Source organism: Streptomyces sp. NRRL F-5650, from assembly GCF_000721365.1.
In the GTDB taxonomy this organism is placed as follows: Bacteria; Actinomycetota; Actinomycetes; order Streptomycetales; family Streptomycetaceae; genus Streptomyces; species Streptomyces ardesiacus.
This window is the reverse complement of record NZ_JOGV01000008.1, coordinates 57,823-76,472: the sequence shown is the minus strand read 5'-3', so window position 1 is coordinate 76,472 and position 18,650 is coordinate 57,823. Positions and strand designations below refer to the sequence as shown.

15 protein-coding genes and 1 riboswitch are annotated in these 18,650 nt (G+C 72.5%); of the genes, 8 read left to right on the top strand and 7 right to left on the bottom strand.

Features of this window, described 5'->3' with window-relative positions; genetic code table 11:
* Positions 1 to 70: 70 nt before the first annotated feature.
* Positions 71 to 571 (top strand): DUF485 domain-containing protein, encoded by a 501-nt coding sequence (locus IG88_RS38580; RefSeq protein ID WP_420712080.1) that lies wholly within the window; start codon positions 71 to 73, stop codon positions 569 to 571.
* Complete coding sequence (locus IG88_RS0110115) at positions 568 to 2,160, top strand: cation acetate symporter (RefSeq protein WP_031037730.1); 1,593 nt, start codon at positions 568 to 570, stop codon at positions 2,158 to 2,160. Before IG88_RS38580 ends, IG88_RS0110115 begins: the two co-directional genes overlap by 4 nt.
* Positions 2,161 to 2,196: 36 nt before the next feature.
* On the opposite strand, the gene IG88_RS0110110 is transcribed toward IG88_RS0110115, so the two are convergent.
* The 4 genes from IG88_RS0110110 to IG88_RS0110095 form a co-directional block, all read right to left on the bottom strand.
* Positions 2,197 to 2,877 carry a response regulator gene (locus IG88_RS0110110; RefSeq protein WP_031037727.1) on the bottom strand — a complete coding sequence of 227 codons (681 nt, stop codon included), beginning with the start codon at positions 2,875 to 2,877 and terminating at the stop codon, positions 2,197 to 2,199.
* Positions 2,874 to 4,589, bottom strand: a complete 1,716-nt coding sequence (locus IG88_RS0110105) for an ATP-binding protein (RefSeq protein ID WP_031037726.1) — start codon at positions 4,587 to 4,589, stop codon at positions 2,874 to 2,876. Before IG88_RS0110105 ends, IG88_RS0110110 begins: the two co-directional genes overlap by 4 nt.
* Positions 4,590 to 4,780: 191 nt before the next feature.
* Positions 4,781 to 5,728: a sucrase ferredoxin gene (locus IG88_RS0110100; protein WP_031037723.1), complete on the bottom strand. Its 948-nt coding sequence runs from the start codon at positions 5,726 to 5,728 to the stop codon at positions 4,781 to 4,783.
* Between the two features lie 53 nt (positions 5,729 to 5,781).
* Positions 5,782 to 7,044 (bottom strand): citrate synthase, encoded by a 1,263-nt coding sequence (locus IG88_RS0110095; protein WP_031037721.1) that lies wholly within the window; start codon positions 7,042 to 7,044, stop codon positions 5,782 to 5,784.
* Between the two features lie 135 nt (positions 7,045 to 7,179).
* Here IG88_RS0110095 and IG88_RS0110090 point away from each other — a divergent pair, with 135 nt between their 5' ends.
* Entirely contained in the window at positions 7,180 to 8,352 is a 1,173-nt protein-coding gene (locus tag IG88_RS0110090; RefSeq protein ID WP_031037719.1) for a citrate synthase/methylcitrate synthase, read from the top strand.
* 141 nt (positions 8,353 to 8,493) lie between these two features.
* On the opposite strand, the gene IG88_RS0110085 is transcribed toward IG88_RS0110090, so the two are convergent.
* Together IG88_RS0110085 and IG88_RS38575 are read right to left on the bottom strand one after the other, a co-directional pair.
* Positions 8,494 to 8,730 carry a hypothetical protein gene (locus tag IG88_RS0110085; protein WP_031037716.1) on the bottom strand — a complete coding sequence of 79 codons (237 nt, stop codon included), beginning with the start codon at positions 8,728 to 8,730 and terminating at the stop codon, positions 8,494 to 8,496.
* 328 nt (positions 8,731 to 9,058) lie between these two features.
* Complete coding sequence (locus tag IG88_RS38575; RefSeq protein ID WP_234332110.1) at positions 9,059 to 9,652, bottom strand: DUF6082 family protein; 594 nt, start codon at positions 9,650 to 9,652, stop codon at positions 9,059 to 9,061.
* 315 nt (positions 9,653 to 9,967) lie between these two features.
* On the opposite strand from IG88_RS38575, the gene IG88_RS0110070 reads away from it, so the two are divergent.
* Positions 9,968 to 11,110, top strand: a complete 1,143-nt coding sequence (locus IG88_RS0110070; protein ID WP_031037710.1) for a CobW family GTP-binding protein — start codon at positions 9,968 to 9,970, stop codon at positions 11,108 to 11,110.
* A 16-nt stretch (positions 11,111 to 11,126) separates the two neighbouring features.
* Here IG88_RS0110070 and IG88_RS0110065 read toward each other — a convergent pair whose 3' ends face one another.
* A complete protein-coding gene (locus IG88_RS0110065; protein ID WP_031037707.1) occupies positions 11,127 to 13,583 on the bottom strand; it encodes a DNA gyrase/topoisomerase IV subunit A in 2,457 nt (818 codons plus the stop codon).
* Positions 13,584 to 13,919: 336 nt separating this feature from the next.
* Between IG88_RS0110065 and IG88_RS0110060 the strand changes: the two genes are divergently transcribed.
* The 4 genes from IG88_RS0110060 (at position 13,920) to IG88_RS0110045 (ending at position 18,647) form a co-directional block, all read left to right on the top strand.
* A complete protein-coding gene (locus IG88_RS0110060) occupies positions 13,920 to 15,308 on the top strand; it encodes a M16 family metallopeptidase (RefSeq protein ID WP_037835688.1) in 1,389 nt (462 codons plus the stop codon).
* Entirely contained in the window at positions 15,305 to 16,693 is a 1,389-nt protein-coding gene (locus IG88_RS0110055) for a M16 family metallopeptidase (protein ID WP_031037701.1), read from the top strand. Before IG88_RS0110060 ends, IG88_RS0110055 begins: the two co-directional genes overlap by 4 nt.
* A gap of 191 nt (positions 16,694 to 16,884) precedes the next feature.
* A riboswitch (cyclic di-AMP (ydaO/yuaA leader) is annotated at positions 16,885 to 17,047 on the top strand.
* Between the two features lie 12 nt (positions 17,048 to 17,059).
* A complete protein-coding gene (locus IG88_RS0110050; RefSeq protein ID WP_031037698.1) occupies positions 17,060 to 17,824 on the top strand; it encodes a M23 family metallopeptidase in 765 nt (254 codons plus the stop codon).
* A 127-nt stretch (positions 17,825 to 17,951) separates the two neighbouring features.
* Positions 17,952 to 18,647 carry a GntR family transcriptional regulator gene (locus IG88_RS0110045; protein ID WP_031037695.1) on the top strand — a complete coding sequence of 232 codons (696 nt, stop codon included), beginning with the start codon at positions 17,952 to 17,954 and terminating at the stop codon, positions 18,645 to 18,647.
* Positions 18,648 to 18,650 lie beyond the last annotated feature (3 nt).

Genomic DNA, 18,650 nt, shown 5'->3' with positions numbered 1-18,650 from the left:
CCGCGGCGCCGGGGGCGGTCCCGAAAGTGCGGCAGGCCACCGTGCCGCGCCGGGCGGGGCCCGCGTCGGCATGGTCCCGAGCCCGCGGCAGGACGAGCTGGGCCACGACGACCTGCGGTACGACGACCCCTGGTACGACGTGCTCGCCTCCGGCTGGGGCGAGCCGACCGGGCCGGGTGTCGCCGAGCCGGCCGTGCCGTCGATGCGCCGGGAAGCAGCGGAGGAGCCGTCCCTGGCCGCGGCCGACGTGTACGTGGAGGTTCAGCGCAGCGCTGCCTTCCAGGAAGTCCGCAGTCGGTACCGCAGGTTCGTGGTCCCGGCGGTCACGGTGTTCTTCCTGTGGTACGTGGCCTACGTGGTGACCGCCACGACGGCCCCCGGGCTGATGGCACGACCGGTGGCGGGCGCGGTGAACGTCGCGATGGTCGCGGGGCTCGGACAGTTCCTCACCACCTTCCTGCTCACCTGGGCCTACGCCCGGCACGCACGGCTGCGCAGGGACCGGCTCGCGCTCGAACTGCGCTGGGACACCCAGGAACTGACGCGTAGCGCGAGAGGCGGTGTGTCGTGACGGGCGACCACCAGACGCTTGCGCTGCTGCTGTTCAGTACCTTCGTCGCCGTCACGCTCGGGATCACCACCTGGGTGGGGCGCCACCGGCAGGGCTCGGCGGAGGAGTTCTACGCGGGGGGCCGGCTCTTCTCGCCGATGGAGAATGGTTTTGCCATCTCCGGCGACTACATGTCGGCCGCCTCGTTCCTCGGCATCTCGGGGCTCATCGCCCTCTACGGCTACGACGGCATGCTCTACTCGGTGGGTTTCCTGGTGGCCTGGCTCGTCGTCCTCTTCCTCGTCGCCGAACTCGTGCGCAACTGCGGCCGGTTCACCCTCGCCGACGTCGTGGCCGCCCGGATGAGGGAGCGGCCGGTGCGGATCGCGGCGGGGACCTCCTCGGTCACCGTCTCCGTCCTGTACCTGGTGGCACAGATGGTGGGGGCGGGCAGCCTCGTCGCGCTGCTGCTGGGCGGCACGAGCGAGGCGGCGCGGACGTGGACCGTCATCGGTGTCGGCGCCCTCATGGTCGTCTACGTGTCGCTGGGCGGGATGCGCGCCACCACCTGGATCCAGATCGTGAAGGCGGTCCTGCTGCTGGGCGGCACGTTGACGCTGACCGCGCTCGTCCTGGTGCGCTTCCACGGCGACGTCGACCGGTTGCTGCGCACGGCGGCCGAGCGCAGCGGCCACGGCGAGGCGTTCCTCGCGCCCGGTCTCGCCTACGGCGGGGACTGGGTCTCCCGCTTCGACTTCATCAGCCTGGGCCTCGCCCTGGTGCTGGGCACGGCCGGGCTGCCGCACATCCTGTCCCGCTTCTACACCGTGCCCACCGCACGCGCGGCACGGCGGTCCGTGGTCTGGTCGATCGGCCTCATCGGCGGCTTCTACCTGATGACGATCGTGCTGGGTTTCGGCGCCGCGGCCCTGGTCGGCCCGGACGCCGTACGCGCGTCGAACGCCGCCGGGAACACGGCGGTGCCGCTGCTCGCCCTGGACCTGGGCGGCGGCGCCCAGTCCACCGGCGGGACGGTCCTGTTCGCCGTCGTCGCCGCCGTCGCGTTCGCCACCATCCTCGCGGTGGTCGCCGGCATCACCCTGGCCTCCTCGGCGTCCGTCGCCCACGACCTGTACGCCTCCCTGCGGGCGCGCCGCGCCGAGCCGCGCAGCGAGGTGGCCGTGGCCCGGGCCGCCGCGGTGGGCATCGGCGCCGTCGCGATCGGGCTCGGCCTGCTGGCACGCGACCTCAACGTCGCCTTCCTGGTGGGCCTCGCCTTCGCCGTGGCCGCCTCGGCCAATCTGCCGGTGCTGCTCTACTCACTGTTCTGGCGTGGTTTCACCACCCGGGGTGCGGTGTGGGCGGTCTACGGCGGTCTGGTGCCGGCCGTGGTACTGGTGCTGCTGTCCCCGGTGGTCTCGGGCAGCCCGCAGGCGCTTTTCCCCGGCGTCGACTTCCAGTGCTTCCCGCTGCAGAACCCGGGCCTCGTCTCGATCCCGCTGGGCTTCCTCGCGGGCTGGCTCGGCACGGTCACCTCCCCGGAGGTCCCGGACGAGGCCAAGCACGCCGAGACCGAGGTGCGGTCGCTGACCGGGGCGGGGGCCGTGTAGGGCCGGTGGCGGCGGCCCCTGTGTCCGGCGGCCGGCTCAGGGGCGGGTCGCCCACGCGTAGCGGTGCTCGGGGCGGCCCGCATCGCCGTACTTGAGGGTCAGCACGGCCCGGCCGGTGCGTTCCAGGAGCTTCAGGTAGCGCTGCGCGGTCTGGCGGCTCACGCCGGTCCGTTCCGCGATCTCCTGCGCCGAGAGCGGTCCGTCGGCCTTCAGCAGGCACTGGCGCACCAGTTCCGCGGTGGTGGGGGAGTGCCCCTTGGGCAGCCCCGGCTCGGACGGTGCCGACAGGGCGCCGAAGATCCTGTCGACCTCGGCCTGCTCCGCCTCGCCGCCCCCGTCCAGGGTGCGGCGCAGCTCCGCGTAGGCCTCCAGCTTGGCGCGCAGTCCCGCGAAGGCGAACGGTTTCACCAGGTACTGGAGAGCGCCCTGGCGCATCGCCGCCTGGACGGTCGACACGTCCCGGGCGGCCGTCACCATGATCACGTCGGTCTGGAGCCCCCGCCGCCGCATCTCCCGGACGACCTCCAGGCCGGTCCGGTCGGGCAGGTAGTGGTCCAGCAGGATCAGGTCCAGGCGTGCCAGCCGTTCCACCGCGGCCAGTGCCTCCCCCGCGCTGTGTGCCTCACCGGCGACACGGAAGCCCGGCACCTTCCCGACGTACGCGGCGTTCACGCGCGCGACCCGCGTGTCGTCGTCCACGACCAGGACCTCGATCATCGGGACTCCTCCTCGGCAGCGGTGGTCACGGGGGCGGTGGTCACAGGGGTGGTGGGGGCGGGCTCCGGATCCTGTCCGGGGAGCGGTCCGGGCTCCGGTTCTGGTTCCGCCAGGGCCTCCGGCAGGGCGACGACGAACTCCGCGCCCCCGCCGCACGCCTCGCCGACGGTCGCGCTGCCCCCCTGCCGCTCGGCCAGGCGGCGCACCAGCGGGAGGCCGATGCCGCGCTCGCGGTGGGCCGAGGGCTCCTTGGTGGACCAGCCCGTCGTGAAGACCAGCTCACGGTGGTCCGCCCGTACGCCGGGTCCGGTGTCGCGCACCGTGAGCGTGACGGCGCGGCCCTCGGCGCGCAGTTCGACCTCCACGCGCGCGTGCGGTGTGCCGGCGGTGGCGTCGAGGGCGTTGTCGACCAGGTTGCCGACGATCGTGACGAGGCCCCCCGGATCGATCAGCCGGTCCGGCAGCCGCGTCCGGTCCGACACCCACAGGGTGACGCCGCGTTCGGCCGCGACCGTCGCCTTGCCGACCAGCAGGGCGGCGAGCAGGGGGTCCCGGATCCGCTCGGTGATCTGTTCCGCGGTGACCCGGTGGTCGCCGACGACCTCGCCGACGAACTCCACGGCGTCGTCGTACATCTCCAGTTCCAGCAGTCCCAGCAAGGTGTGCATGCGGTTGGCGTGCTCGTGGTCCTGCGCGCGCAACGCGTCGATCAGGCCCCGCGTGGAGTCCAGCTCCCGGCCGAGCTGCTCCAGCTCGGTGCGGTCGCGCAGCGTGGCCACGGCGCCGCCGTCGTCGGTGGGCATCCGGTTGGCGACCAGGACCCGCTGGCCGCGCACGGTCAGCAGGTCGGTGCCGGAAACCCGGCCGGCCAGGACGTCGGCGGTGCGGCCCGGGCCGAGCGCCTCGTCGGGGAACCGGCCGACGGCCTCGCCGCCGATGCCCAGGAGGCGCTGTGCCTCGTCGTTGAGCAGCCGCACCCTTCCCCCGCGGTCGAGGGCGACGACGCCCTCACGGATGCCGTGCAGCATGGCCTCGCGCTCCGCCAGCAGGCCCGCGATGTCCGAGAAGGCCAGGTCGCGGGTCTGCCGCTGCACCCGGCGCGAGATGATCCAGGACGCCAGGGCGCCGACGGCCAGCGCGCCGCCGGCGTAGGCGAAAAGGCCGGGGATGGCGTGGATCAGCCGCGCCCGGACGCTGTCGTACGCGATGCCCACCGAGACCGCCCCCACGATCCGGCCGTCGCTGTCGCGCAGGGGTACCTTTCCGCGGGCGGAGCGGCCCAGGGTGCCGTCGTCGATCTCCATGACCTCGCGTCCCGCCAGGGCGTCCCCGGGGTCGGTCGAGACGACCTCGCCGATCCGTTCGGGGTCGGTGTGCGACCAGCGCACGCCGGCGCGGTCCATCACGACGACGTACTCCGCCTTGGTGGCTCTGCGGACCCGCTCCGCCTCCTGCTGCACCGGCCCGTCCGCCGTCGGCCGCGTGGTCCGCAGGTCCCGCACGACCTGCGGCTGCTGCGCGGTGGTCTGCGCGATCGCCAGCGCCCGGCGCATCGCCTGGTCGTCCAGTTGGTCGCCGAGCGGCGCCAGGAACAGCCCGGTCGCGAGTACGGCGACACCCGCGGCGATCGCCAACTGCATCAGCAGTACCTGCGAGAACACCCGCCGCGGCAGGCCCAGGCGCAGTCGGCGTGCGGGGGGAGTGGAGCTCATGGCCATGACGGTACGTGGGGGCGGCGGCGGGTCGTAGTGGGGTGTGGCGCGTATCTCCCGGCGGGCGGTTCGCCGGGCCTCCGGCCGGGACCGCCGGGGCTTGCGCGGTGCCTCCGGGACGGGGACGGCCTCGGGACGGCTTGACCAGGAGGCCCGTCGGCGAGCGGGTCCGTACCCGATCGGTCCGTGCGTCAGCTCGCCAGTGCCGCCGCGGGCACCGGCAGCTCGCGCACCGCGGTGACCTCCATCCGCGCCGGCGCCCCGAGCACCGACGCTCCGCAGCTCTCCGGTCGCGGCGGCACCGACGAGCCCTGTACGACGGTGACCCGCCAGCGCCGGCCGTCGCGGTGGGCCAGGGTCACCTCCCAGCGCGGTGCGGCGCCGTCCGTCCGGACTACCGTCAGTGCCTGGGCGACGTCCTCGGCCACGGCCGACCGCAGGGCCAGCTCGGCCGCCTGTCCGGGGCGTTCCCAGGCGGAGTTCCCGCGGCAGCCCTCCACGACGATCCGGCCCTCCTGGGAACGGTGCAGGATCTCCTTCACGGTGTGCGCCTGGACCCGGCCGTAGACGTAGCCGTGCGGCAGTAACAGCACGGTCGGTGAGAAGCGATGGCCCCCCAGGTGGGTGACCTCCCAGACGCCTTCGGCTCCGGAGGCGGCGACCTCGGCCGCCAGCGGCCTGCCGAGGAGGGCGCAGCACCGGTCGCGTTTGCCGTTGGTGCAGACGAGGGCGAGGGGATCGCCGTGGTGGGGACGGCCGTCCAGTACCGAGTCGAAGGCGTGGTGATCGCCCCGGCCGAGGGCCCCGAAGTCGAGGCCGAGCAGGCGCCGGGGGTCGTCGAGCGTGGTGCCGTGCAGCCACACGTTCCCCGGCACGGTGTGGGCCGCGTACACCCTGCGCGTGTCGGGCGTGCCCCGGTCCGCGTGGCGCCCGGGGCGGCGGATGAGGGCGATGCGTACGCCCGTCCCCTTCGCCGCCGCGTCGAGGGCACGCCCCAGGGCGGGGTCCAGGTGGCTCGAGGTGAGGGCCTTGGCGCCCCAGGGGCCGGGCTGTTCGAGCAGCAACCAGGTCCTCGCGACGGGTGCGGTGCCCGGGAGGGGCTCGTCGAGGTCCCAGGAGGCGGTTGAGCACGTACTCACGGAGGTGAGCCTAACCTGACTTGCGCCCGGGTGACCTCCAGCCGCGCCTGGGGCTACTCCGGCAGAGGGCGCGGCGCCGGTCCGGAGTACAGGCCGCTCGGACGCATCCGCAGGGGGAGCTCCCCGTACTCCTCCAGGGCATGCGCGATCCAGCCCGCCGTACGTGCCACCGCGAAGATCGTCTCGGCCGCGGTGGGCGCCATGCCGGACGACGCGGTGAGCACGGCGAGCGCCAGGTCGACGTTGGCGTGCAGCGGGGCGTGGCGTGCGGCGGTGGCCTGGATGTCCCGGGCCGCAGCGAGCGCGGGCGCCGCCCGTGGGATGTCCTCCAGGAGCGCGAACAGGGCACGCGCGCGTGGGTCCTCACCGGGATAGAGCCGGTGACCGAGTCCCGGGACGCGCCGGCCGGCCCGCAGTTCCTCCGCGACCACCGGGGCCGCGCTGCCCAGTTCGAGCACGTCCAGCAGCATCCGGTGGGCGAGTCCTCCGGCGGCGCCGTGCAGTGGTCCCTCGATGACGCCGAGCCCGGCGGACACGGCGGCGTAGGCGTGGGCCCGTGCCGACGCGGCGACGCGCACGGCGAGCGTGGAGGCCGCCAGATCGTGGTCGACGAGGAGGCAGAGGGCCGCGTCGAGGGCGCGCAGCGCCGGCTCGTCGGCGGGCCGTCCGCTGAGCCGGGTCCACAGGCGGTGGGCGACCGGGTCCCGGTCGTCGCCGTCGCGCAGTACGGGGGGCAGCGCGGCGACGAGGGTGGGGATGAGGGTGCGCGCCGTGCCCAGCACCGAGCCCTCCGACAGGTCGAAGCGGAGCGGGTCCGCGACCGCCGCGGCGATCGCCGCCACGCGGAGCCGGTCGGTGGGCCCCGCGTGTTCGGGCAGGGCGTCGACGGCCCGGCGGGCGGCTGCCACGGAGGACTCCGGGGCGGAGAAGGCGGCGCCGGGACGCAACCGCCCGGTCCAGAGCCACTCGGCCACCTCCTCGTACGTGTGGCGTGCGGCGAGCTCGACCGCGTCGACGCCCCGGTAGTAGTACCGGTCGCTCTCGATGAGCGTGAGGCGGGTGCGCACGGTCAGTTCCTGACCGGTGGCCGGGGCCGCGGAGGTGCCGCGGTCGCGCCGGTTGCGGCGGGCGAGGGCCCGGACCTCCTCGGCGTCGAAGGTACTGCCCCGCGCGCCGGGCGTGCGCCGGCTGCTGAGCTGGCCGCGGCTCACGTACGCGTACACGGTCTCGGGCTTCACCCCGAGCAGCTCGGCCGCCTCCCGGGTGGTCAGGCGGCGCCCGGTGCCGACGGGGTGGTCGGGGGCTTGATCACGCATGGGGTCACCGTATCCGTCCGAGGGCAGCTTGTGTTGAGCGAAAGGCGCTTTGTATTGATTCAATCAATATTGACAGATTCACAGTCAAGTATGGACAGTTGAGTCAAGTTCGAGTTCGGGTTCAAGGAGGTAATCATGTCCGTCACAAGAACCGCAGCCGCCCCGGCGTCCGTCGAGGTGCCGCGCGGGCTCGCCGGTGTCGTCGTGGCCGACACCGAGATCGGCGACGTGCGAGGGCTCGAGGGCTTCTACCACTACCGGCAGTACTCCGCCGTCGAACTCGCCCAGAGTCGCGGCTTCGAGGACGTCTGGCATCTGCTGGTCCACGGCGAACTCCCCGACGCGCGCCAGGGTGCCGCCTTCGCCGCCGAGACCGCGGCGCTACGGAGGCTTCCCGACGCGGTGCGCGCGGCGCTGCCGGCCATCGCCGGGGCCGGTGGCCGCTCCGGCCCGCTGGCCGGCATGCGCACCGGTTTGTCCCTGCTGGGTGCCGCCCTGGGCTTCCGGCCGGTGTACGACCTGACGGACGACCGGCGCCGTCAGGACACCGTGGTGGCCGCCGCGGCGGTGCCGACGCTGCTGACGGCGCTGTACCGGCTGGGGCGGGGGCTCGAGCCGGTGGAGCCCCGGGAGGACCTGTCGTACGCAGCGAACTACCTCTACATGGTGACCGGTGAGGAGCCGGACGAGGCGCGTACGCGCGCGGTCGAGCAGTACTTGATCTCCACCATTGATCACGGGTTCAACGCGTCGACGTTCACCGCGCGGGTCATCGCGTCGACGGGGGCGGACGTCGCGGCGTGTCTCGCCGGCGCGGTGTCGGCGCTGTCCGGCCCGCTGCACGGCGGTGCTCCCAGCCGGGCGCTGGACACCCTGGACGCGATCGGCACCCCCGACCGCATCGACGGGTGGATCCGCGAGCGGGTGCTCGCCGGTGACCGCATCATGGGTTTCGGCCACGCCGTCTACCGCACGGAGGACCCGCGCTCACGGATGCTGCGGGAGGTGGCCCAGCGCTTCGGGGGCCCGCGTGTGGAGTTCGCCGTCGAGGTGGAACGGCAGGTCGAGGCGATCCTCGCGGAGCTGAAGCCGGGGCGCGAACTGCACACCAACGTCGAGTTCTACGCGGGCGTGGTCATGGAACTGTGCGGTCTGCCCCGCGAGATGTTCACCCCGACGTTCGCGGCGGCGCGGGTGGTGGGCTGGAGCGCCAACATCCTGGAACAGGCACGTGACTCGAAGATCATCCGTCCGGCGGCCCGGTACGTGGGCCCCGGCGCCCCGGTCGGGGTGCCGGCGGTGGCCTGAGAAGCGCGAGCGGCCTGGTGCCGTTCGGGCGCCAGGCCTGGTCGGGGGGCGTCGAGCAAGATCGGGGTGCCGGGCTGCTCGCCGGGTGGTGGGTCCGTGTGCGCCGTCGGTGATGGGTACGGCCAAGAACACGGGGTGACGTCAGGCGTCGGGGATGTCCGCCTTGGCCCGGACGAGGGTCTCCCGGCTGATGACCACGATGCGCTCGTAGTCCGCGCGGGAAGCGTCAGCGGGAAGCTCACGCTCAAGGGCCTCGGTGGCCTCGGTGCCGATGACGGCGAAGTTGCCGTCGCTCAGTTCGAACAGGTCGGGGCAGTTGGCTCCTGAAGCACTGCCACGGGCACTTGGCGGCACACCGATACGGCGCACGATCTTCAAGGGAGTACCGGTCCTTACATGGGATCTGGGCATCTCAGTGGGCAGGGCACTGCCGCTCTGCCTCAAGCAGTGCCGTCACGGCTGAGCCTACTCATGGCCCCCGCCCGCTCACCGCCGACGCGACCTCAGCCTCCCCTGGGGAACGCGCTGTTGCTCTCCTCGGGGGCCATGGGGGTCATGGGGGCCATGGGTGCCGTGGGAGCGGGAGACGTCGACGCGGCACCGTTCAGCGACAGCGCGCACAGGACAGTCACGGCGGCTGCCGCTGCCATGACGCCGGCCGCGATGCCTTCTCGGCGGGACGTGTGAAGGGTGAAGGTTGCGAACGTCATGACGCCATGAACGGAGAAGGTTCCGAACGCCATGACGCTAGGACGACGGGGGTTTGCCGACCACCCACCACTCGTCCGTGTCGGCTGCTTCCTCCAGGTCGCTGATGAGGCCGTCCACCAAGCGGCCGATCCGTGCCTCGTCGGACGACTGCTTGAGCGTCGCGCTGGCCCCTCGACGCCTCCCAGTACTCACGCATGATCGGGTTCTGGAAGAGCTCCCGGGCATGTCCGTAGAGTTCCTCCTGGTCCAGGATCCCCGCGCGGTACAGGTGGTACAGGTTGATGTACCAGGCGTTGGCGTAGAAGTACTGGCGGCGTTTCCCGGCCGGAATGCCGGAGGCGTAGGTGTCGATCACCGAGGCCAGCGACGTGTCGTCGATGGCCCTGGCCAGGAGTTCCCAGTGCATGCGCTGTTGGTGTGCCAACGCGCTGCGGCGCGAGACGATCTCCTCGAGTTCCAGCCGTCGTATCCGCAGGCGTTCCGCTTCCAGCCCGCGCTGACGCACTGCCAGCGTCAGGCATGCAGCAGCCGCCAGCATCCCGGCCGCGGCGGAGCCGAACCTCCCCATGACGTTCTTCCGTGTGGCCATGTCAACCCCCGAATCAGGCGACCGCACACCGGTCGTCGAGTACGGGTCGGCTGACGTGGACCGGCGAGCGATGGGTGGTGCTGCCTCCAGAGTGCCGAGCGGCGTTGATCGACAGGGAGGCGGAGAGGCGGCGCACGGAAGGAAGCGAGGGTCGCACGGTCCGGCGCCACGCAGAACGTCTGCCCACCATGTGCTGCTAACAATCGTTCACTCCGCGGGCACTCCGCCGGCTCGTATCCTGAGCAGGCAATTCCGTACGTGGACGTACGCGCTGCCGCGGGCCGGCGTACGCGTGGGTGAGAGAGAGGTCGCACGGTGGGGCAGCGCCCGACTCCGCAGCAGATCCCGGTCGTCGTACTCGCCGGATTCCTCGGCTCCGGGAAAACCACCCTCCTCAACCACCTCCTCCACCGCAGCGGAGGCAGCCGTATCGGCGCCGTCGTCAACGACTTCGGGTCGATCGAGATCGACGCGATGGCCGTCGCCGGCGCCCTCGGCGACTCCACCGTGTCGCTGGGCAACGGATGCCTGTGCTGTGCCGTCGACGTCAGTGAACTCGACGGGTACCTGGAGCGGCTGGCCCGCCCCGAGACCGGCATCGACGTCATCGTCATCGAGGCCAGCGGCCTCGCCGAACCGCAGGAACTGGTGCGCATGCTGCTCGCCAGCGAGCAGCCGGGGGTCGTCTACGGCGGGCTCGTCGAGGTCGTCGACGCCGCCGAGTTCGACGACACCCGCGCCAGGCACCCCGAGATCGACCGGCACCTGGCCCTCGCCGACCTGGTCGTGGTCAACAAGACCGACTGGGCCCCCGACGCCGAGCGCGTGCTGTCCCTCGTGCACTCGCTCGCCGACGGTGCCGCCGTCGTCCCGGCCACCTACGGCCGAGTCGACCCCGAGTTCCTGTACGACTGCCGGCCCAGCGAGGAACGCGTGGGGCAGCTGTCCTTCGACGACCTGTACGACCACTCCGAGGGCGGGGCGCACGCCGGGCACCTGCACGCCGCCTACGACACCCTGTCCTTCGTGTCCGACCGCCCGCTCGACCCGCGCCGGCTCATGCGCTTCCTGGACAGCAGGCCCGAGGGCCTCTACCGGATCAAGGGGTACGTCGACTTCGGCCCCTACGACACGCGGAACCGGTACGCGGTCCACGCCGTCGGACGCTTCCTGCGCTTCTACCCGGAGCCCTGGACGGCCACCGAGGCCGCCGGCCCCGCGGTCCCCGCCGACGGCGCCGGTGTCCGCCGCACCCAGCTCGTGCTCATCGGCACCGGCATCGACACGGCGGCCCTCGGCACGGCCCTCGACGCGTGCCGCCGGGACGCCGACGCCCCGCCCGCCGACGAGCACGGCATGTGGGGCGTCCTGCGCTACGTGCCCGACGGCGAGGAGCCCGACGCGGAAGAGCCCGACGCAGCAGGGCCCGACGGCGAGGAGCCGCCGGGCACCCCCTAGGCCACCCCGGGCCGCTCTAGGCCGGTCCGGCCACCACCGACACCGTCTTCGGCAGCGACACACCCGAGCCGTCGCGGCGCGGGTCGATGTCCGGGAGCTGGGCGGGCGTGCCGTTCTTCTGCGCGGCGAGTGCCGGGGTGGCACCCGCCCAGGCGAGGGCCAGGCAGTCCTCGCCCTTCAGGAACCGCTGGCAGCGCACACCGCCCGTGGCACGGCCCTTGCGCGGATACTGGTCGAACGGCGTCAGCTTGGCCGTGGTCTGCACGGAGTCGTCCAGGGTGCCGCGCGATCCGGCCACCGTGAAGACCACCGCGTCCGCCGCCGGGTCCACCGCCGTGAACGAGATGACCTTCGCGCCGTCGGCGAGCTTGATGCCCGCCACACCGCCCGCTGGACGGCCCTGCGGGCGGACCTGCGAGGCCTGGTAGCGCAGGAGCTGCGCGTCGTCCGTGATGAAGACGAGGTCCTCGTCGCCGGTGCGCAGCTCGGCCCCGCCGACGACACGGTCGCCGTCCTTGAGGCTGATGACCTCCAACTCGTCCTTGTTGGACGGGTAGTCGGGCACCACGCGCTTGACGACGCCCTGTTCCGTGCCGAGCGCCAGCCCCGGAGAGGACTCGTCCAGCGTGGTCAGGCAGACGACGTCCTCGTCGTCCTCCAGGGACACGAACTCGGCCAGCGGTGCGCCACCCGCGAGGTTGGGCGCCGGCATGGACTCCGGGAGCTGGGGCAGGTCCACGACGTTCACCCGCAGCAGCCGGCCGGCGGACGTCACCACGCCCACCTCTCCGCGCGCCGTGGACGGCACCGCCGAGACGATCAGGTCGTGCTTGACCCGCTTGGCACCCGCCTGCGTCACGAGCGGCTCGGCGTTCGCGGTGCGGGCCAGCAGGCCCGTCGACGACAGCAGCACCCGGCACGGGTCGTCCGCCACCTGGAGCGGCACGGCGGCGACCGGGGCGCCGCCCGACTCCAGCAGCGTCGTACGGCGGTCGGTGCCGAACTTCTTCGCCACCGCCGCCAGTTCGGCCGAGACCAGCTTGCGCAGCTCGGCGTCCGAGTCGAGGATCCGGGTCAGCTCCTCGATCTCCGCGTTCAGCCGCTCCTTCTCGGACTCCAGCTCGATGCGGTCGTACTTGGTGAGCCGGCGCAGCGGCGTGTCCAGGATGTACTGCGTCTGGACGTCGCTCAGCGAGAAGCGCTCCATCAGGCGCTGCTTGGCCTGCGCGGAGTTCTCGCTGGAGCGGATGAGGCGGATGACCTCGTCGATGTCGACCAGGGCGGTGAGCAGGCCCTCCACCAGGTGGAGCCGGTCGCGCTTCTTGGCGCGGCGGAACTCGCTGCGGCGTCTGACGACGGTGAAGCGGTGGTCGAGGTAGACCTCCAGCAGCTCCTTGAGGCCCAGGGTGAGCGGCTGGCCGTCCACCAGGGCGACGTTGTTGATGCCGAAGGACTCCTCCATGGCCGTCAGCTTGTAGAGCTGCTCCAGGACCGCCTCGGGCACGAAGCCGTTCTTGATCTCGATGACCAGGCGCAGACCGTGCTCGCGGTCGGTGAGGTCCTTGACGTCCGCGATGCCCTGGAGCTTCTTCGAGCCGACCAGGTCCTTGATCTTCGAGATGACCTTCTCGGGGCCGACCGCGAAGGGCAGCTCGGTGACGACGAGACCCTTGCGGCGGGCCGTCACGGTCTCCACGGAGACCGTCGCGCGGATCTTGAACGTGCCGCGGCCCGTGGCGTACGCGTCCCGGATGCCGGTCAGGCCGACGATCCGGCCGCCCGTGGGCAGGTCGGGGCCCGGCACGTGCTTCATCAGCGCGTCCAGGTCGGCGTTGGGATACCGGATCAGGTGCCGGGCCGCCGCGATCACCTCGCGCAGGTTGTGCGGCGGCATGTTGGTGGCCATGCCGACCGCGATGCCGGAGGCGCCGTTGACCAGCAGGTTCGGGAAGGCGGCGGGCAGCGCCACCGGCTCCTGCTCCTGGCCGTCGTAGTTGGGGGCGAAGTCGACGGTGTCCTCGTCGATGGACTCCGTCATCAGGCCGGCGGCCTCCGCCATCCGGCTCTCGGTGTACCGCATGGCGGCCGGCGGGTCGTCGTTGCCCAGCGAGCCGAAGTTCCCGTGGCCGTCCACCAGGGGCACGCGCATCGAGAACGGCTGGGCCATGCGCACCAGCGCGTCGTAGATCGACGCGTCGCCGTGCGGGTGCAGCTTGCCCATCACCTCGCCGACGACCCGGGCGCACTTCACGTAGCCGCGCTCGGGCCGCAGGCCCATCTCGTTCATCTGGTAGACGATGCGGCGGTGCACCGGCTTGAGGCCGTCGCGGGCGTCCGGCAGCGCACGGGAGTAGATGACCGAGTACGCGTACTCGAGGAAGGAGCCCTGCATCTCGTCGACGACGTCGATGTCGAGGATCTTCTCCTCGTACGAGTCGTCGGGCGGCGGGGTCTTCGTACTACGGCGGGCCATCGCTGCCGGCTCCTTGCTGAAGCGTGAACGGTGATCTGACGCGGTCCATTGTGGACTGCGGCACTGACAGCGACCGACCAGGACCCGTCACGGGCTGCCCGGCCCGGCGCTGCCCGCAGGGTACGCCCTCGTGCCGGGCCGCCGTCCCCGGCGGCCCGGCGGCCGCCTGCTCGCTCTCGGCGTACGCGGGCCGGGAACTCCACCGGCGGCCCGCACGCTTGCATACAGTGGCAGGATCGGTGGAATTCCGCAGTTCCGCCCAATGATTCACCACGTGGTCCACCGGGTGCCCCACCCGGTGGCTCCGCCAAGGATTCCGCGATCGAAGGGACGTACATGCCCATGGGTCACACGGCCACAGCCCAGGCAGGCTCCGGCGGCCTGACAGCGACCGAGCACCGCCTGGCCAACGGCCTGCGCGTGGTGCTCTCCGAGGACCACCTGACCCCGGTCGCGGCGGTGTGCCTCTGGTACGACGTCGGCTCGCGCCACGAGGTCAAGGGGCGCACCGGTCTGGCTCACCTTTTCGAGCACCTGATGTTCCAGGGCTCCGCCCAGGTCAAGGGCAACGGCCACTTCGAGCTGGTGCAGGGCGCCGGCGGCTCGCTCAACGGCACCACCAGTTTCGAGCGGACCAACTACTTCGAGACCATGCCCGCCCACCAGTTGGAGCTCGCGCTCTGGCTGGAGGCCGACCGCATGGGCTCCCTGCTGGCCGCCCTGGACGAGGAGTCCATGGAGAACCAGCGGGACGTCGTCAAGAACGAACGCCGCCAGCGCTACGACAACGTCCCCTACGGCACGGCCTTCGAGAAGCTGACCGCCCTCGCCTACCCGGAGGGCCACCCCTACCACCACACGCCGATCGGCTCGATGGCCGACCTGGACGCGGCCACCCTGGAGGACGCGCGCGCGTTCTTCCGCACCTACTACGCGCCGAACAACGCGGTGCTGTCGGTCGTCGGCGACATCGACCCCGAGCAGACGCTCGCCTGGATCGAGAAGTACTTCGGCTCCATCCCCTCGCACGACGGCAAGCAGCCTCCCCGGGACGGCTCGCTGCCCGACGTCATGGGCGAGCAGGTCCGCGAGGTCGTCGAGGAGGAGGTCCCGGCCCGCGCCCTGATGGCGGCCTACCGCCTGCCGGAGGACGGCACGCGCGCGTGCGACGCGGCCGACCTGGCCCTCACCGTGCTGGGCGGCGGCGAGTCGTCCCGCCTCTACAACCGGCTCGTACGCCGCGACCGCACGGCCGTGGCGGCCGGGTTCGGGCTGCTGCGGCTCGCCGGGGCGCCCTCCCTGGGGTGGCTGGACGTGAAGACCTCCGGTGACGTCGAGGTGCCGGTCATCGAGGCCGCCGTCGACGAGGAGCTGGCCCGGTTCGCCGAAGAGGGGCCCACGGCCGAGGAGATGGAGCGCGCCCAGGCCCAGTTGGAGCGCGAGTGGCTGGACCGCCTGGGCACCGTCGCCGGCCGCGCCGACGAACTGTGCCGGTACGCCGTCCTGTTCGGCGACCCGCAGCTCGCCCTGACCGCCGTGCAGCGGGTGCTGGAGGTGACCGCGGAGGAGGTCCAGGAGGTCGCCAAGGCCCGCCTGCGCCCCGACAACCGCGCGGTGCTCGTCTACGAGCCCACCGCCCCGGCCGGCGAGACCGAGGCCGACGAGACCAGCGTCACCGTTCCGGTGACCGACGCCACCGACGAGAACGAGGAGGCGGCCAAGTGACCGAGCTCGCCACCATGGACTTCCACGCACAGCCGCAGGCCGGCGAGCCCAAGCCCTGGGCGTTCCCCGCCCCCGAGCGCGGCAGCCTGGGCAACGGCCTCACCGTGCTGCGGTGCCACCGCCCCGGCCAGCAGGTCGTCGCCGTCGAGGTGCTCCTGGACGCACCGCTGGACGCCGAGCCGGCCGGACTCGACGGCGTCGCCACCATCATGGCGCGCGCCTTCTCCGAGGGCACCGACAAGCACTCCGCCGAGGAGTTCGCCGCCGAGCTGGAGCGCTGCGGTGCCACCCTCGACGCGCACGCCGACCACCCCGGCGTCCGGCTGAGCCTGGAGGTGCCCGCCTCGCGCCTCGCCAAGGGCCTCGGCCTGCTCGCCGACGCCCTCAGGGCGCCCGCCTTCGCCGACGGCGAGGTCGAACGGCTGGTACGCAACCGGCTCGACGAGATCCCGCACGAGCTGGCCAATCCCTCCCGCCGTGCCGCGAAGGAGCTCTACAAGGAGCTGTTCCCGGCCGACTCGCGCATGTCCCGCCCGCGCCAGGGCACCGAGGAGACGGTCGCGGCGGTCGACTCGGCCGCCGTACGCGCCTTCTACGAGCGGCACGTCCGCCCCGCCACGGCCACCGCCGTGGTCGTCGGCGACCTCACCGGCGTCGAGCTGGACGTGCTGCTCGGCGAGACCCTGGGCGCCTGGACCGGTGCGGCCGCCGAGCCGCGCCCCGTGCCCCCGGTGACCGCCGACGACCGGGGCCGGGTCGTCATCGTCGACCGTCCCGGCGCCGTCCAGACGCAGTTGCTGATCGGCCGCACCGGCGCCGACCGGCACGACCGCGTCTGGCCCGCGCAGGTCCTCGGCACCTACTGCCTCGGCGGCACCCTCACCTCGCGCCTGGACCGCGTCCTGCGCGAGGAGAAGGGCTACACCTACGGCGTCCGGGCGTTCGGCCAGGTCCTGCGGTCCGCGCCGGACGGCACGGGCGCCGCGATGCTCGCCATCAGCGGCTCCGTAGACACCCCCAACACCGGTCCCGCCCTGGAGGACCTGTGGACCGTGCTGCGCAAGCTCGCCGCGGAGGGGCTCACCGACGCCGAGCGCGACGTGGCCGTGCAGAACCTGGTGGGCGTGGCTCCGCTCAAGTACGAGACGGCGGCAGCCGTGGCGGACACGCTCGCCGACCAGGTCGAGCAGCACCTGCCCGACGACTTCCAGGCCACGCTCTACCGCCAACTGGCCGCCACGGGCACCGTGGAGGCCACGGCGGCGGTCGTGAACGCCTTCCCGGTGGACCGCCTCGTGACGGTCCTCGTGGGCGACGCGGCGCAGATCAAGGAGCCCGTCGAGGCCCTCGGCATCGGTGAAGTCACCGTGGTGGCGGCCGAGTAGCGGGCACGCGCGCGCGGCGGCCCTGTGACCGGAGTGTCACCAGGGCCGCCGTTTGTCCGGATTGGGGGAGTGGTTGCCCGTCTGCCCTGTGGCGTGCGCTACAAAAAGCCTGTTGCGTTTGAGGATTGAACGCAGCCGCGTTTAGCGTCGTCCGGGCTGTTCGTCAGGCAGTGCGCCGCACCCGCGGCACCGGACAGTCATCGCCGAGTCCCCGTACGGCGCGAGCCAGGGGAGCCGGGGACCCACCGCAGTCCCTGGGGTGAATCGGACGCCCGCGCGCAGCGAGGGGGTCCGTAGGAGACCTTCCACCTCCGAACCCGTCAGCTAACCCGGTAGGCGAGAGGGAAGGAAAGGACAAGCCTCTACATGGCGTTCACGCGCGCCACCGGGAAGCACCGCCGCCCCAGCCGGGCGCACCGCACCACCGCCCGCGCCGCGGGAGTCGCGGCCCTCGCCACCACCGGCGTCGTCGGCACCCTCGCCGCTCCGGCGCTCGCCGCCGAGCCCGAGGTGGAGCAGAGCGGACTCACTCCGGTCGTCACCATCGGCGACTCCATAGCCGACGAGGTCGATGCCCAGGCCGTCGCCCAGAAGCAGGCGGCCGTGGACGCCGCCGCCCGTGAGGCGGCCAGGGAAGCGGCCCGCGAGCGGGCGGCCGAGGCGGCCAAGGAGGCGCGCGAGGCCAAGGAGCGCGCCGCGCGGGAGGCGGAACGCAAACGCCTGAACACCTTCGTCGCGCCGATCACCGCCTCCTACGTCTCCACCGCGTACCAGGCCGGCAGCTCCCTGTGGTCCTCGGGCAGCCACACCGGCATCGACTTCCACGCCTCCAGCGGCACGTCCGTGCACGCGGTCGGCGTCGGCACCGTGGTGGAGGCCGGCTGGGGCGGGTCGTACGGCAACCAGGTCGTGATCAGGATGCACGACGGTACGTACACGCAGTACGGGCACCTGTCCTCCATCGGCGTCTCGGTCGGCCAGTCGGTCGAGCCGGGCCAGCAGATCGGCCTCTCCGGCGCCACCGGCAACGTCACCGGACCCCACCTGCACTTCGAGGCCCGTACCAGCCCCGAGTACGGCTCGGACATGGACCCCGTCGCCTATCTCCGCTCCCACGGCGTGAGCGTCTGACGGCCGCATTCGAAAAGCCCCGGCTCCTGGAGTCGGGGCTTTTCGCATTCCTATTCGCTTGATTGGCCTAGAGTCACTGGACATGCGTCCATCGTCGACGTTTCAGGGATCCAGACGGAGGTCGGTCATGCGTATTCCGGCGCATTCTGTGTGCACGGCGATCCGGGACGACATAGTCGCCGGCGTCCACGGTCGCGGCAGCCGGCTCACCGAGGAGATCCTCGCCCGCCGTTACGGCGTCTCGCGCGTCCCCGTGCGTGAGGCCCTGCGCACGCTGGAGGCGGAGGGCTTCGTGGTGACCCGGCGGCACGCGGGCGCCTGCGTCGCGGAGCCCACCGAGCAGGAGGCCGCCGACCTGCTGGAGACCCGAGCGCTCCTGGAGCCGCTCGCCGCCTCGCGGGCCGCCCGGCGGCGCACCGAGGCCCACCTCAGGGTGCTGCGCGGCCTGGTCCGGCTGGGGCAGGAACGGGCCAGGCACGGCACCGGCGAGGACCTGCGACCGCTGGGCGGCTGGTTCCACGAGACCCTCGCCCGGTCGGCCGGCAGCCCTTCCCTGGCGGCGCTGCTGACCCAGCTGCGCCACAAGATCGCCTGGATGTACGTCCAGGACGTCCCGGCCGGGCCGGTGAAGTACTGGGCGGAGTACGGCGCGATCGTCGACGCGGTGGCCCGGGGCGACAGTGAACGGGCGCGGGCGCTCATGACGCTGCACACCGAACGGTCGGCGTCGGCGTACCGGCTGCGATTCGCCTCCGGTGGCGGGCGGACGGAGCGCGTGAGGAATGCGCAACACCGCGTAAACACGGCGGGTCTCCCGAAGTAACAC